At 39.3% G+C, this 15,570-nt stretch carries 11 protein-coding genes; 10 read left to right on the top strand and 1 reads right to left on the bottom strand.

Features of this window, described 5'->3' with window-relative positions; all coding sequences use genetic code 11:
- Positions 1-2: 2 nt before the first annotated feature.
- The 5 genes from OQ279_RS13100 to OQ279_RS13080 are packed head-to-tail and all read left to right on the top strand — an operon-like array spanning position 3 to position 3,733.
- Positions 3-572: a conjugal transfer protein gene (locus tag OQ279_RS13100; protein ID WP_266070402.1), complete on the top strand. Its 570-nt coding sequence runs from the start codon at positions 3-5 to the stop codon at positions 570-572.
- 10 nt (positions 573-582) lie between these two features.
- Positions 583-1,413 (top strand): hypothetical protein, encoded by an 831-nt coding sequence (locus OQ279_RS13095; RefSeq protein ID WP_266070401.1) that lies wholly within the window; start codon positions 583-585, stop codon positions 1,411-1,413.
- Between the two features lie 13 nt (positions 1,414-1,426).
- A complete protein-coding gene (locus OQ279_RS13090) occupies positions 1,427-2,044 on the top strand; it encodes a conjugal transfer protein TraK (RefSeq protein WP_266070400.1) in 618 nt (205 codons plus the stop codon).
- Positions 2,031-2,939, top strand: a complete 909-nt coding sequence (gene traM / locus OQ279_RS13085; protein WP_266070399.1) for a conjugative transposon protein TraM — start codon at positions 2,031-2,033, stop codon at positions 2,937-2,939. Before OQ279_RS13090 ends, traM begins: the two co-directional genes overlap by 14 nt.
- The gene (locus OQ279_RS13080) at positions 2,936-3,733 is read left to right on the top strand and encodes a DUF4138 domain-containing protein (protein ID WP_266070398.1); all 798 of its coding nucleotides are present in this window, start codon (positions 2,936-2,938) and stop codon (positions 3,731-3,733) included. The genes traM and OQ279_RS13080 overlap by 4 nt, the downstream gene beginning before the upstream one ends.
- A gap of 282 nt (positions 3,734-4,015) precedes the next feature.
- On the opposite strand, the gene susR is transcribed toward OQ279_RS13080, so the two are convergent.
- Positions 4,016-5,626 (bottom strand): SusR family glycan utilization regulator, encoded by a 1,611-nt coding sequence (gene susR / locus OQ279_RS13075; RefSeq protein WP_503167759.1) that lies wholly within the window; start codon positions 5,624-5,626, stop codon positions 4,016-4,018.
- Positions 5,627-6,023: 397 nt separating this feature from the next.
- Between susR and OQ279_RS13070 the strand changes: the two genes are divergently transcribed.
- Genes OQ279_RS13070 through OQ279_RS13050 form a run of 5 tightly spaced genes read left to right on the top strand, consistent with a single transcriptional unit; the run spans position 6,024 to position 15,503 of the window.
- Entirely contained in the window at positions 6,024-9,068 is a 3,045-nt protein-coding gene (locus OQ279_RS13070; RefSeq protein WP_266070396.1) for a SusC/RagA family TonB-linked outer membrane protein, read from the top strand.
- Between the two features lie 7 nt (positions 9,069-9,075).
- The gene (locus OQ279_RS13065; protein WP_266070395.1) at positions 9,076-10,569 is read left to right on the top strand and encodes a RagB/SusD family nutrient uptake outer membrane protein; all 1,494 of its coding nucleotides are present in this window, start codon (positions 9,076-9,078) and stop codon (positions 10,567-10,569) included.
- A 13-nt stretch (positions 10,570-10,582) separates the two neighbouring features.
- Positions 10,583-11,935 (top strand): SusE domain-containing protein, encoded by a 1,353-nt coding sequence (locus OQ279_RS13060; protein WP_266070394.1) that lies wholly within the window; start codon positions 10,583-10,585, stop codon positions 11,933-11,935.
- 31 nt (positions 11,936-11,966) lie between these two features.
- Entirely contained in the window at positions 11,967-13,352 is a 1,386-nt protein-coding gene (locus tag OQ279_RS13055; RefSeq protein ID WP_266070392.1) for an alpha-amylase family glycosyl hydrolase, read from the top strand.
- A gap of 6 nt (positions 13,353-13,358) precedes the next feature.
- A complete protein-coding gene (locus OQ279_RS13050; protein WP_266070391.1) occupies positions 13,359-15,503 on the top strand; it encodes a glycoside hydrolase family 97 protein in 2,145 nt (714 codons plus the stop codon).
- Positions 15,504-15,570: the final 67 nt, after the last annotated feature.

Raw genomic sequence — 15,570 nt, 5'->3', positions numbered from 1 at the left:
TCATGAAAACAAAAATTATCCTTTTTTTATTGTTGGCTATATGCAGCCAGGATGGACACTCCCAGGGAATGCCGGTTTATGACAATACCAACTTTATCTCCCTGGCAAAGTCTCTTGTAGAATCTGCTAAACAGACTTCCCAGCTATTAAAGACAGTTGAATTTCTGAATGAACAGAAACAGCGCATCGAGCAGGTAAACAGTGTGATAAAACAGATCAGGGCAGTAAAGGAAATCATCAGGAATAATCAAGAATTAGTGAAGGTGGTACAACACGACCTTGAGGAGGTTCTTAATTCTCCGTTCATTAAACCTGAGGAAATTGAGCGGGTAACAGTGTCATTTCACTCCATTATGGACATTACCATGCAGGATATGGAGTTTATGCAGCAATTGTTGACCAGCAACCTTCTGAAAATGACAGATGCTGAACGTCTTGCCATACTGGAAGCCCAAAAGGAAAGATCCCGGGAAATGATTGTCGAAGTGGGGCTTCGCACCAGGAGATTCAAAACAATTATTTCCTTCAGAGAAATGCAGTCAAAGATCAATAACAGGGCGATTAACTTTTGAAACTGAAACGATGTTATTGACTATAGGACTTGAGTACGTAGATGCGGTTTTTAGTACCATCAAGGAAAGCAGTATTTCCCAGTACACCATTTTGGGCATGAAATCGCTGGCCATCCTTCTTTTTCTTGTCAATTTGATAAAGAAGTACAACGAAGGGGCAGTAAATAATGACGGCTATACCTGGGGATTAAGTCCGACGGAATTGATCAAAAATTTTGTGGTAGTTCTTGTCGTGATATTCTCCACCCAGGTGCTGGGATTCTTTGATAGCATCTTGGTGGCCATTGAAATGGAATATAGGGATACAGCCCCGGCACTTCTTCCCCTTCAGTTACAGGAAATGGAAATTGAAGAAGATATCAATTTTGTGGAGGCGGGTACAAAAGCTCTCAGTATGCTTTATGAATATCTCGTGACACCATTTTATCCTATGAAGGTCGTGGCTTTTATCATTAGTATCTTTTTGTGGATCATGGATCTTTTTATCTATCCTCTCTTCCTGGCCGAACGCTACTTTCTCCTGGGGCTCATGCAGGCATTTTCTCCCCTGATTATCAGTTTATCCGTTTTTGAAAAGTTCAGGGAGATGGGGTACAGGTTCTTTCGCCTCTATGCTGCTGTATATATGATTGTTCCGGCATTTTTTCTTGTCAATGTTTTTGTAAACCTGCTTTATGAAGAAATCAACACCAATTTCTGGGGAAACCTCCTGGGTACCGGTGCAGAAAGTGGAGTTTTTGCTCCCATTGTTCAGCTGGGATCTGTAGGTTTTATTGTCTTTCTCAAATTTAAACTCTACCGGAGAGCGATTTCATTCACCTTCAGGCTCTTTGCCTCGTAATCCTATTCAATAGATGAAAACACCATATATGAATATTTATTCAGTCTTAAAGATTAACCGTTTTATTGTGATGTTGGTTGTCTCCCTGGCGTTCTTAAGCAGTGCTTTATCCCTGTGGTCGGTTTTTGATCTGAATCAGAAGATGCTTAACAGCATGTTTGCCGTAAATACCGATGGGAGTGTAATTCCGCTTAAACTCTCAAGTGCCAAAGAAAACCTCGAGGTAGAGGCCCTGGCGCACCTGGAAATGTTTCATCAGTATTTCTACGGAATAGATGCCAGTAATTACGAGAAACACCTTGAAAAAGCATTATGGTTGGGTAATAGCTCGGTTGATAACATCTATCGCCAGAAGAAAGCTGATGGTCTGTATAACAGGTTAATCCAATACTCTCTCGTACAAAAAGTGCAAAGCGTGCAAACAGCTCTTGATCTTAGCCGGGAACCTTATGAATTCAGAACTACCACTATTTTTGAGATTAACAGGGGAAAAGTTTTGGATGAATATGAACTCATTACCACAGGAAAACTTATTCATGTAGACCGGCACTTTCCTCGCAATTCGCATGGACTATTAATAACAGATTTTTTTGAAAACAGCCTAAAGAAACTATCCGATGAAAGCAGATAAAAAGAAGGTAGTATTTGTGTGCATCATTATTATTGTATTGCTTTTTATTGGTAGCTACAGTATGTTCATTTTCATGGATGAAGAGGTTCCCGAAAGTTTGCAGCAACCATTAATCCCCAGGTTACAGGAAGAGCAGGAAACCTATTCTTCAAAAACTGAAGCTGTGGATGCTATTAAAGAGGAACGGGAGAGGAATATTCCCAACGTATATTCCGAAAGATATCTGGACTCCCTTGATGCATACGCACCCGCAATTGAGGATGAGCGGGAATGGGTGATCGACAGTACGGTGCTGATTGGAATTGTAAGCCAAAACAGCAATCAGGATGTGCCTGAGGTATTGAATAATAATAAAATCATTTCTGAAGATACAGCCTTACCCCAGCAGGTCAGGTTGGAAGATTTATCTGTAGGCCATGCCAATTTCTTTCTTAGTGCAGTAACCTCCAAAGTGACTCATGACCCTGGCAGTGATTTACAGGTTGAATTTCAGGCTGAAGTAAATGGAACACAGGTTCTGAGGTCTGGAGACAGGCTAGAACTTATTTCAATTGAAGATTTCCACATTGGGGAAAAACTCATTCCAAAAAATTCTCTGTTGTATGGTTTTGTCAATCTTCAGTTGAACAGGGTACATATTGCAATTACTCACATAGAGGGCACTCCAATTAAGCTGAAGGCATTTGATCTTCAGGACAGCAACGAAGGGATATATGTGAAGAATAGCTTTAGAGCTGAGGCGGGAAAAGAGGTGCTTGATGATCTGGTGCAGGAGGTAAACATTGCAGGGTTTCCTCAAATAGGAGGAATGAAAAATTTATTTAGGAAAAGCAATCGCAATACAAGGGTTACCATTTTTGATCAGTATCAACTTTTATTAAAAGCAGAAAAATGAAAAAGCTAACTGTATTATTAGTTCTTTTTGCTCTCAGTGCAAATGGACAAACCCCGGACACAATTTTTGCAAATGAACATCATAACGTAGCACTTTTCTTCCCGGAAAAGATTCGCCAGGCAGTAGTGGGTGCAGAGAATTTTGTATTTAGCTATAATCAGGAACATCCCCAGTATTTCGGTTTATTGAAGGGCTCCACAGGGAAAAGCACAAATCTTTTAGCCGTTACTTTGGATGGCCAAATCTATTCCTACATTTTGAAGTACAGCACAGAATTGCCAAAGGTAACTTACTTTATAGACAAAAGGGAATCCATAGGTAATGAACAACCGGCTACCGTTAAAGAAGAACAAACTCCAATCAGATCGATATATTCTAATGATAGTATTCAAAGAAATAATTACCTTGAGAAACTTTCAGCCTATTATTGTTCCATTTCTAAAGGAAACCTGAAGCACAAAAGGACAAATGGCATTGTTTTGCAGGTGAATGATGTATTCTATAATCAAAATGATTTATTTATCATTTTTGAAATAATAAATAAATCTACCATAGAGTTTGAACCCGAATTTTTGAGACTTTTCTTATCCACTGGAAATAGACAACGGAACTCCTCTTACCAGAAACTTCTTCAGCAGCCACTCTACACCTATAAATTTCCGGAGACCGTTTTGCCTGGACAGCGTAAAAGGTTTGTATGTGTTTTTCCGAAATTTACTTTAGGGCAAAATGAAAAAATCATTCTTGAATTAAGGGAAAAAAGGGGAAATAGATTGGTAAAACTGAAACTTTAACGTGGTGAAGATATTGTCTCACTACCCACACTTAACGAAGGATTTTATGGAATGAGTTTTAATACAATCTCAGATTAACAAGACACGTGTAATTACTCATTAGCTCTATACTTTTTTTCTGTCACTACTCATCTGTTTCCATTTAAAAATGAGGATTGGGGTAAATCTGGTTTGATATAGAACAAATATTTAGAAAAATATTCGTTCGTCCAGAGATAATAATACCTTATAAATTCCTTTTTACTCCTTAGGTTTTCTTAAGCGGGGCAAGTGGTGTCAATCTTAGGATCTAATTTTCATGATGTCTTTTTCGAAATTGTCCTTATCTATTGCTGTGCTTTTAAGTCTTGCTTTGTAGGTGTAAATAGTTGACACAGAGAGATCCATAAATTCAGCTACATGTTGGCTATCTTGAATTCCAAGCCTATAAAGTGCGAATATTCTATGTTCCTTACTCAGAAGTTCATTAGATTTAATGTTTTTTTGTTTTTCTTTGGGAAAAAGCCTGTCGAATTCCTCAATAAAGGTGGGGAAAAGCTTCAAAAAAACTTCATCGAATTGACGAAAAACTTCATTTCTTTCCTTCTGTATGCTATATTGTTTTACAACATTCAATACTTCTTCAGGTTGTTTAGTCTTTATCTTTTGTACCGTACTGGCTTGGAAGTGCCCTATTTTACTAAACAATTGAGAGGTTGTTCGTAGAAAATAGGTGATGTAGTCTTGTTTAATGGCGTCAGCTTCCTCGAGATAACGGTTCATCTCCTGTAGTTTTCTGTTATATTCACTGAGAATTTGTCGAGCCTTATTTTTTTCTTTTAACTGTTTATAAATAATAAAGAGGAAGATAATTACCGTTACTGCTAAAACAGCTAATACAGTTACTGTTTTTTTAAGGCTTGCGTTTTTCTGTTCTACCTTAAACAGCTGAGCTCTTTCTATTATAGGTAAAATAGTAGAAATCTCAAATTTTCTGTGCCTGGCATTATAGAAGGTGGCATCCTCCAGAGCCTGGTGAACATATTCATTAGCCCTTTTTATTTCTCCTAAGGCATAAAGTTCACTTGCCAAGTTTCGAAGCGCCACGTTCTCTTTTGTGGCACTTCTGATATCTGATATTGCAGCTAATGTAAGATATTTTAAGGCATCGGAAGAATTGCCCAACTGAGAAAGTACAAAACTGAGGCTAGATGCGGCAACTGCAAAATCCTCTGGAGATAATTCGAAGTGATGGATGAGCTGATAGAAAGATGTTTTCGCCTTTTTCCAGTCATGTTGTTTCATTCTCTTTAGGCCTTCAGCTGCGTAAAAATCTGCTGAAGATGAATCGACTTGTTTGAGAGCCTGTTCAATAAAGAAATTCCCCTTTTGAATATATTTTATGTGAAACCGCTGGTCATTGTTATAGTCCGCCAGATCATAATACAGCCGGGCCTGCGTAAAATAGTAGTCGTATATATCTTTTTCCATTAAAGATGAAACCGGAACATTCTTGAGTGTATCTATAGCCTCCATAAATAGACCGGAGGATAGTAGGATGAATCCCTCCTTCATTTTAACGTGTGCCAACATATTCGGTTCTCCAATAAATTCTGCAGTCTCTTTTGCCCTGTCCAAAAAATAATAAGCAGAATCATATTTGAAGGTCTTATATTCTTGAAACAAATCCATATAATATTTATACTGTGAATACTTATCATTTTGAAGCCTTGTCTTTTCAATTTCTTGCTTTAATGCCTGGATCTTCTCATGCTTAATCTTCACATGCGAATCCTGTCTTCCCAGTTCCAAATCCAAAGTCTCTAATAAGTTATGGTTATTCTGTGCTACAAGGGTAAAGTTCAGGCACAGTATAATTAGTGACAACCACCATTTTATTTCCAATAGTTTCATAAAAAAAAAATTAAAGCGATCTTCCATCTTATGAATTTACATCGGATTACCTTTTTCTTTAATAATTCACAAATGACACTTCATTTAAAGGGTGTTCAAAGATATTATTTTATTTAATCAAAGCTCTTGTTGTTTGGTTTAATCTTGATTTTACATCTCTGCGCTAACTTATTAATCATTAAAAATCAGGGTTTTGTATACTATTGTATGGTCAATCAACCTTGATAATTTTTACGTCGCTTTAGTGAGGCTTTCTTTTCTTCTACATTTGAAATTAGGAAGAATAAAATGAGGTTGATCGGCTTCGAAAACGTTATTGCTGAGAGCTATTGTATCTTTTTTTATTTGCCCTGTAATAGTTAAATATATTTTAAATTTTTATCTAAACATTGTAAATATGAAGAACAAATTGTGTTTAGTCTCAGCTAAAATTGGGAGGACAGAATTACCTCTGGGATTTAAGTTGATGGCCGCTTGTTTGTTTGTAGGGGTAGTACTTTTTTCTGCCCCTGGTTACGCCGGCAATGACATGAAACTTTTGAAGATAAATTCTTTTGAGAATCTTCAAATTCAGGCATTGGTAACGGGGACTGTATTTGACGAAAACGGAATTCCTCTACCGGGGGCTTCTGTGGTGGAAGAAGGTACTACAAATGGAGTCGTTACAGATTTTGACGGAAATTTTGCAATTTCTGTGGAGAATCCAAACTCCATTCTTGTTGTTAATTATCTTGGCTACAAGCAACAAAAAATTCCTGCTAATCAGGAAAAAATTGTCGTCCAATTGGAACCCGATGCGGCTGCTCTTGATGAAGTAGTTGTAGTTGGTTATGGAACGACAGTAAAAAGGGACGTTACAGGAGCAGTTTCCTCTGTTTCTGAAGATGACCTTAACCAAGGAGCAATAACTAATCCACTTCAGCAGTTAGTTGGAAAAGCTGCTGGTGTGAGTATTAATCAGACAGGTAGTGAACCTGGCTCTGCTCCAAATGTACGCATCAGAGGTATTACTTCCCTGATTGGAGGAAATGATCCGTTAGTTGTTGTAGATGGTATACAGGGGAACATGGATCTTCTTAATCAGATTCCGCCTAGTGAAATAGCCTCAGTAGACATTCTTAAAGATGCCTCGGCTACAGCCATTTATGGATCAAGAGGTGCGCCAGGGGTTATCATTATCACTACTAAAAAGAATAAGGCAGGTAAGTCAATAGTAGAATTCTCCTCTATTGGATCTTTAGATTTTATACCCGAACAACTAGATATGCTCGATGCAAACCAATGGTGGCAGCAGGCTCAGAAATTTGAGGTGCCGCCTTCTACAAACCACGGAGCAAATACGGACTGGTTTAATATTCTCACCCGTACTGGTGCCACTCAAAATCACACAGTGGCTTTTGGAGGAGGAGGGAACAGCTTTAATTACCGTGCCTCTGTAAGTGCAATTCTTCAACAAGGTGTGGTGATAAATTCCAATAATCGAAAATTTATTGGGCGGATTACAGCCACTCAAAAAGCTTTGGATGATAGATTGGCTTTAACAATGAACCTGAACAGTGGAATTAACAATACCAAAAGCAGTGTTCAGAGTATTGGGAGAGCAGCCTTTACATCAAACCTTATATCTAATGCTTACTTAATGAGGCCAACAGATCCAGTCTTTGATGTGGATGGAAGTTATTATACTGATCCGAATGTTTTTCAGTACATCAATCCCTATGCAGTAGCAGAGGAAGTTGTAAATGAAGGACAAAACAACAACCTTTTTGGAAGTTTAAATGCTGAATTTGAACTTTTATCCTCTTTGACCGCCACCTGGTTTGGAAGCTGGAGAAAAACAGATAACATGACTGGTTTCTTCTTACCTGTAGGTTCAACAGTTGCATCGGCCATTGATCAAGATGGATTTGCTAACATCAACAATAATCGTCAGGATGAGAAATTAATGAACATGAGCCTTGCCTATAAAAAAGAGTTTGAAAATCATTTTTTTGATGCCTTAGCTCTATATGAATGGCAAAATCAAACTTATCAGGGAAATTACCTCCAGGCAAGAGGATTTTTTAATGACATTGCTACCTATAACGCCTTGCAATTGGGGGATCTTTCCAGAGTACAACCAGGTGATATTTCTTCTTATAAAAATGATCGTACCCTCATCTCTTTCTTGGGACGTGTGAACTATACTTTTATGGATAGATATCTCCTTACACTGAGCTATAGGAGGGATGGTTCTTCGGTCTTCGGAGAGAACCATAAGTGGGGGGACTTTCCTGCGGTAGCAATGGGATGGCGTATCGATGAGGAGAAATTTATGGAAGGTGACGATTTCTTTGACCAGCTCAAGTTACGCGCCGGTTACGGTGTAACAGGAAACCAGCAGGGATTATATCCTCAAAATTCTTTATCTCTCGTAGGGGCGGCAGGGGTTACTTATTTCGGAGGATCTCAGATTACTAACTTTAATATTACTCAGAACGCGAACAGTGATTTGAGATGGGAAACAAAGAAACAAGCGAATGTAGGTGTAGATTTTACGATGCTTGATTACCGCCTATCCGGATCTATAGATGCATTTACCGCTAAAACAGACAATCTGCTTTTTAATTATACTGTTCCTCAGCCACCATTTCCTTATGGATCTATTATTGCCAATGTAGGTAGTATTCAAAATAGGGGATTGGAGCTTGCTCTAAGTTATGAACTAATAAGAAATGATGACCTGGTGTTCACCCTTGCAGGAAACGGGTCTTTAGTTGACAATGAAGTCTTGAATTTAAGCGGTAGTATAAATGGGGTACCTTTGAACACCAATTATGTGCCATGGGGATCAAATTCTTTCCTGATAAAAGGCAAACCCATAGGTACTTTTTCAATCCTTCAGCATACAGGAAAGGATGAAGCCAACGCAGAAACTGTGCTGGATCGAAATGGGGATGGTATAATTGATCAGGGAATTCGAAGTCCTGATCGGGTACAAGCAGGGTCAGCACTTCCTACCTATAACTTTTCAATTAATCCCACACTTCAATATAAAGATTTTGATTTTTCGATGGTTTGGAGAGGTTCTGGAGGTAACAAAATCTACAATAATCTTAGGCAGAATCTGAGTTTGATGGAAAATCTTGGGAAATCAAATGTGCTTGAGAGTGCAATTCCTTTAGGATTATTCACCACTCAATATGGATCTGATCTTTGGTTGGAAGATGGTGACTTTATCAGGTTGGAAAATGTAACTGTTGGATATCTGATGCAACCAGATTATAAATACATTGAATCTGTACGGATTTCTCTTACTGGAAGAAATTTACTTCTGTTTACTGATTATTCCGGTCTGGATCCCGAGCTCAACTTAAGCGGTGGAAACGGATTTGGTGGAGATATGGGAATATATCCCCGCACCCGCAGTTTAGCCTTGGGTTTAAATGTGAAATTTAATTAAAAAAGTGATGAGACTTAGATATATAATTGGATTGATGCTTTTCAGCTTGATGGTTATAGCAAGCTGTACAAAAGTTGATGAAGAGGTGTATGACAAATATCCTGCAGATGATTTTTATGGTTCGCCGGAAGGGGCCGATGTTGCTCTGGCGGGAGTTTACGCCAAAATAGCTGGTAATTGGGGAGGTGTAGGATATGCCGGTGCAGATAACGGTTGGTATGACCTTAATGTAATGAGTACGGATGAACAGGTAATTCCCCACAGGAATACTGGTGATTGGCAACTGGATTTTGCAAGGCTTTTTTTACATGAATGGTTGCCCACAGACTTAATTATAAACAACACCTGGAATTGGTTATACAGTTCGATTTTTAGTGCTAATCTGGCAGTTGAGCAGTTGGAATCATCAGATGCAAATATTGAAAAAATTGCAGAAGCAAAAGTTCTGAGAGCATTCTTCTATTATCTTTTAATGGATGACTTTGGAAATGTTCCGTTCTATACTGAAAACAACGTAACAGTTGACCAACTCCCACAAATTAGCAGAGAACAGCTTTATGATTTTGTTGTGGAAGAATTGAAAAAAAATATTCCTCATTTACCTACTACAAAAGGAGGTGCTTTCTATGGAAGATTTAATAGATGGGCGGGGTATGCTTTGTTGGCTAAAGTTTATCTGAATTCCGAAGTCTACATTGGAGTTCCACAATACGAACAGACAATAGCAACAATAGAAAAACTTGAAGAAGGTGGATTTTCCTTACATCCAGGAGGGGCAAGTGATACCAATCCTTTAGGATTTTCATATTATGAGCTTTTTGGAGATGTACTACCTGAAGATGAAACTATACTCGCAATGTATGCAACTGCAAATATTGTGTCCAGAAATATTCTTACTGTAAGAAGTTTGAGTGGCCCCCACGCTCAGGCACTCTTTGGATATAGTGGCTGGAATGGTACAATTGTGCCTTCTGCCTTCTATGCGATGTATCAAGATCAAGACGTCAGAAAAGCTCAATTTAAATTGGGTCCACAGCCAGGAGGAGTAGAGTATACTCTTGAGGTTAATAATTTAGACAATCCTGGTGCAGATCCTTTTGCAGGCGTTCGAAACATGAAATTTTATCCAGTTGACCCTATGGATGGTGGTGGTGCATCAAATGACTTCCCAATTTTCCGTTATGCCGACTTTATTCTTATGAAAGCTGAAAGTTTAGTTCGGCTTGGGAGAGAGGGAGAAGCTAAGTCATTAGTTGATGCCATAAGGCAAAGAGCCGGCCTTCAGCCACTAACGACAAACCCTACCTTGGAAGATGTTTATAAAGAAAGAGGACTGGAATTAAACTGGGAAGGACATAGAAGACAAGATATGATAAGATTTGGAACCTTCCTTGACTCAAACAAATTCCGTGGAGCTTCACAAGAATTCCGAAAACTATACCCAATCCCAACTTCTGCCTTAGATGCTAATCCTAACCTCGTTCAGAACCCGGGATATTAAAATACAGCCGACTATGAAAAAATATATGAATAAATTATTCTTTTTGGGAACCCTGTTAGTACTGATGTGTTCCTGTGAAAAGGATACGGAATTAACCACTTTACAAGAAGTGAATTTTCCCTCTCCTCCAGATTTATCTTCTATTTCCCTGCAGCTTGTTCAGGATGAACAAAACGAACCGGCACTAAATATTTCATGGGGAGAAGTAATTTTTCCTATTGATGCTCCGGTCGAATACACCGTGCAATTTGCCTTACCAGCAGATACTATAGGTGAAAGTGGCTGGAATAATACAATTAATTTCAATGCAGGAAAGGATGTGTACAGTAAAACATTTCAAGTTCTGGATTTAAATCAAATAGCAGAAGAAGTTGGCTTTGAACCTGATGTTGAAGGAGATCTGGTTGTAAGAGTGCTGGCTCATATGGATCGTACAATTGCTTCTGAGGCCGTAGGATTAACGGTTATTCCTTTTGAAACTGTAATAACTCTTACCGAATTATATCTTCCTGGAGCATATCAGGGATGGGATCCTTCTACTTCTTTAAGTATACCTTCTACTGGTGTGAATGGTATTTATCAGGGGATTATTTACTTTCCTGAAGAAGCAAGAGATTTCAAGATCACTCTCGACCAAACCTGGGACGAAAATTACGGAGGTGACGGTAATGGAAACCTTATTTTTGATGGTTCTAACCTATCAGTTCCAACAGGTGGCACATATAGTATAACTGTGAATCTTAATACAATGAGATGGTCAGCAGAACCATATTCTTTCGGAATAATTGGAACGGCCACTCCAGGAGGCTGGGATGCTGATACAAATATGTTCTACGACAGTGAAACAGAGACATGGCAAATATCAACTTACTTACAGGCAGGTGCCTTAAAATGGAGGTTAAATGATGCCTGGACTGTAAACTACGGTCCTCGAAATAACGATGAGGGTACAGCATATCTGGACGATCCTGGAGCTTATACAATTTCTGAAGCTGGTATGTATGAAGTGACTTTTAAAGTTGATTCTCAAGAACCTTCCATAGCATATTACACCATAGAACCTATTAGCTGGGGAATTATTGGAGACGCTACTGCTGGAGGCTGGGATGCCGACACCGATATGACCTATGACCCTGAAGCAGATGTATGGCGAATTACTGCCGAACTCATATCAGGTGCGGTAAAATTCAGGCGTAATAATACCTGGGCTATCAATTATGGTCCAAGGAATAATGATGATGGTATCCTCTACCTGGATGATCCGGGAGCTCACGGTATATCTGAGGTGGGAACTTATGAGATCACTCTGCATCTAAATTCTCAAGATCAATCAACCGCAAACTACACTATAGAAAAAATTGACTAACAGGGCCTTGAGTCCTTAAAAAAAAAATATAATGAAAAACTACTTATATATAATTTTATGGTTGTTCTCATCCAATATTTTGCTTTCGTGCGAAAAATCCGATGATAACATTATATCAAATCCAAACGGCTATGAACAATATGGTACACCGTTCCAGGAGGTTCCTGCAAGCGAGGATGCCACTATTTATCAGGTGAATATTCGTGCATTTAGTGCGGAGGGAACTCTGCAAGGTGTCATAGATCGAATGGATCATATTGATTCCCTCGGCGTAAATGTAATCTACCTTATGCCGGTTTATCCTGTAGGTGAAGAAAGGTCTGCAGGTGGTTTGGGGTCACCTTACGCTGTGCGTGATTTCAAAGCAGTTAATCCGGAATTTGGCTCTCTTGAAGATCTTCGTTCCCTTGTAGAGGAAGCTCATAACAGAGGTATTGCAGTTATACTGGATTTTGTTGCCAATCATACTGCCTGGGACAATGTCTGGATTACTGAAAATCCAGAATATTATCAGCAGGACGAAGATGGGAATATTATAGTACCCCCGGGAACCAACTGGAATGATGTGGCTCAGTTGAATTATGAGAATGAAGATCTTCAGGATGCAATGATAGACGCAATGTCTTATTGGATCTATAATGCAAATATTGATGGTTTTAGAATGGATGCGGCAGATTATGTTCCCTTCAGTTTTTGGAATGAAGCAGTTCCCGTTTTGAGAGGTATAAAAAATCAGGACCTTTTAATGTTTGCTGAAGGTGGTCGTACCGATCATCTCAGGGCAGGTTTTGATTACATTTTTGGGTTCAGGTATTTTGATGCTCTTAAAGAGGTATTTTTGGATGGTGCTCCAGTGACCGAGTTGCAGAAAGCACATGCCGAACTATATGCCAATGTCTATGATGATTCCAAGCGAGTAGTTAAATATGTTACCAACCATGATGTAAATCTCTCAGATGGTACTCCTCAAGAACTTTTTGGGGGAGATGAAGGATCATTGGCAGCTTTCGTAGTTGCTGCCTATCAACGATCTGTCCCAATGATCTATAATGGTCAGGCAGTTGGTTTTAATAAGAGGCTTGAGTTTTTCGATCGTGATCCTATTAATTGGAATAACATAGATGAAGAAATGCTCTCGGAATACAAAGAAATTATAAAATTCCGTAATGCCAGTGAAGCTATCAGGAGAGGTGAGTTGAAGAGTTTCAGCAGTGACGACGTAGTGGTCTTTACTATGGAAAAGGGAGGTGACACAGTTTTGGTAATGTCTAACCTAAGAAACAAGGAGGTGAATTATATACTTCCTGCGGTTTTCAGAAATTCGGAGTGGACAGAAGTTTTTACTAACTCTTCGGTATCTTTGGGAGAGCAAGTGAGCTTAGAACCTTTTACATACCTGGTACTAAATAAGAAATAGAATACAATGCAAAATAAAAGAATACAATATTTTCTTCTATCACTACTTATATCTTTTACAGCTACGGCACAGGAGCTGAAATCTCCAAGTGGAGATCTTGAACTTAGCTTCGTTTTGAATGAAAATGGAGCCCCGGTGTACGAACTTGGTTTTAAAGGACAATCTGTTATAGAGCCAAGTTTGCTCGGATTTGAGCTTAAGAATCAGCCGCCGTTATTGGAAGGCTTTAATGTTGTAGATGTACAGGAGACTTCAGAGGATTCTACCTGGGAACCTGTTTGGGGAGAAGAAAAAGAAATAAGAAATAATTATAATGAATTGGCAGTAACTCTTCAGCAGGAAGGGACAGACAGGAAAATGTTAATTAGATTTCGGCTTTTTGACACCGGACTCGGCTTCAGGTATGAATTTCCTGCCCAGGAAAAGCTTGGGCATTTTGTGGTGAAGAATGAAAAGACAGAATTCACCATGACCGGAGACCACAAAGCTTTTTGGATTCCGGGGGATTATGGAACACAGGAATATGATTATAACGAATCCCGGCTTTCAGAAATAGAAGAGATTGGAAGGTCTTACGAAGGGGGGGATTCGTGGTCCAAGAGATTTTCACCTTCCGCTGTTCAGACGTCATTAATGATGAAAAGCGACGACGGCCTTTATATTAACCTTCACGAAGCCGCCCTTGTAGATTATTCGGCCATGCATCTGGAGCTGGATTCAGATAAACTGGTATTTACTTCGGCTTTGACGCCAGATGTAAATGGAGACATGGCATATATGATTACCCCGGCTCATACCCCCTGGAGAACAATTATTGTGAGTGACGATGCGAGGGATATACTCACTTCAGATATTACATATAATCTTAATGAGCCATCCAGGATCGACGATACCTCATGGATCAAACCGATGAAGTATATAGGAGTTTGGTGGGAAATGATTACAGGAAAGAGCACCTGGGATTACACCCGGGATTTTAACGCGGTAAAACTGGGAGTGACTGACTATGAAACGGCGACACCTCATGGGCAGCATGGTGCAACTACCGAAAATGTAAAGAAGTATATTGATTTTGCTGCTCAACACAATTTTGACGGAGTGTTGGTTGAGGGCTGGAATATTGGATGGGAAGATTGGATAGGACATAAAAAGGATTATGTTTTTGACTTTCAAACTCCCTATCCCGACTTTGATCTTGAAGAAGTAACAAACTATGCAAGAAGTAAGGGTGTAGAAATGATAATGCACCACGAGACCTCTGCTTCAGTAAGAAATTATGAGCGGCATATAGACGAGGCTTATCAGTTCATGAAGGAGAATGGTTACAATGCTGTAAAAAGTGGTTATGTCGGCAATATTTTACCCCGGGGAGAAAATCATTACAGCCAGTGGACTGTAAATCATTTTCAATATGCTGTTGAAAAAGCTGCAGATTATGAAGTTATGGTCAATGCTCATGAGGCAGTTCGTCCTACCGGTGTTGCCCGAACCTGGCCCAACCTTATTGCGAATGAATCGGCAAGGGGAACAGAATTTCAGGCCTTTGGAGGCTCTAAACCATTTCACGTGACCGTACTTCCTTTTACAAGGCTCTTAGGAGGACCGATGGATTATACCCCGGGAATTTTTGAAATGGATATCAGTAAAGTCAATCCAGATAATGATTCCTGGGTAAATAGCACATTGGTTAATCAGCTGGCTCTATATGTCACTATGTATAGTCCATTGCAGATGGCTGCAGATTTGCCTGAGAATTATGAGCGTTTCCCAGATGCTTTTCAGTTTATTAAGGACGTAGCTCTGGATTGGGATGCGACCTATATTCTCGAAGCGGAGCCTGGAGATTTTGTCACTATTGCCAGGAAAGCAAAAGGAGAAGAAGAATGGTTCGTGGGAGGAGTTACCGATGAAAACCCAAGGCAAGCCAGGATAACCTTTGAATACCTTCCAAAAGGTCAAAATTTCATTGCTACTATTTATGCTGATGGTAAGGATGCCAGCTACGATAAAAATCCGCAAAGCTACGAGATTAGAAAAGTGGTGGTGGATTCAAAGTCGAAACTTCAACAGAAGTTGGCATCAGGTGGAGGAGTGGCAATTTCCATAAAACCAGCCGGCAAGGCAGAAACCAAAGGACTGAAGAGAATTTAGATTGTTGAATTGTTAGGTGAGTGACCCTTGAAAGGAAAATTTTTTCATTTCTTGGGTCACTTTTTTA

Origin of the sequence: Salinimicrobium profundisediminis, assembly GCF_026241755.1 — a bacterium.
Taxonomy (GTDB): domain Bacteria; phylum Bacteroidota; class Bacteroidia; order Flavobacteriales; family Flavobacteriaceae; genus Salinimicrobium; species Salinimicrobium profundisediminis.
Note: the sequence above shows the minus strand (reverse complement) of the source record. Positions and strands in the feature narration are given on the sequence as shown.

Bases quoted from the DNA above. Each gene is read 5' to 3' on its own strand.
- OQ279_RS13100 (WP_266070402.1), top strand. From the start codon at position 3: ATGAAAACAAAAATTATCCTTTTTTTATTGTTGGCTATATGCAGCCAG.
- OQ279_RS13095 (WP_266070401.1), top strand. From the start codon at position 583: ATGTTATTGACTATAGGACTTGAGTACGTAGATGCGGTTTTTAGTACC.
- OQ279_RS13090 (WP_266070400.1), top strand. From the start codon at position 1,427: ATGAAAACACCATATATGAATATTTATTCAGTCTTAAAGATTAACCGT.
- traM (WP_266070399.1), top strand. From the start codon at position 2,031: ATGAAAGCAGATAAAAAGAAGGTAGTATTTGTGTGCATCATTATTATT.
- OQ279_RS13080 (WP_266070398.1), top strand. From the start codon at position 2,936: ATGAAAAAGCTAACTGTATTATTAGTTCTTTTTGCTCTCAGTGCAAAT.
- susR (WP_503167759.1), bottom strand. From the start codon at position 5,626: ATGAAACTATTGGAAATAAAATGGTGGTTGTCACTAATTATACTGTGC.
- OQ279_RS13070 (WP_266070396.1), top strand. From the start codon at position 6,024: ATGAAGAACAAATTGTGTTTAGTCTCAGCTAAAATTGGGAGGACAGAA.
- OQ279_RS13065 (WP_266070395.1), top strand. From the start codon at position 9,076: ATGAGACTTAGATATATAATTGGATTGATGCTTTTCAGCTTGATGGTT.
- OQ279_RS13060 (WP_266070394.1), top strand. From the start codon at position 10,583: ATGAAAAAATATATGAATAAATTATTCTTTTTGGGAACCCTGTTAGTA.
- OQ279_RS13055 (WP_266070392.1), top strand. From the start codon at position 11,967: ATGAAAAACTACTTATATATAATTTTATGGTTGTTCTCATCCAATATT.
- OQ279_RS13050 (WP_266070391.1), top strand. From the start codon at position 13,359: ATGCAAAATAAAAGAATACAATATTTTCTTCTATCACTACTTATATCT.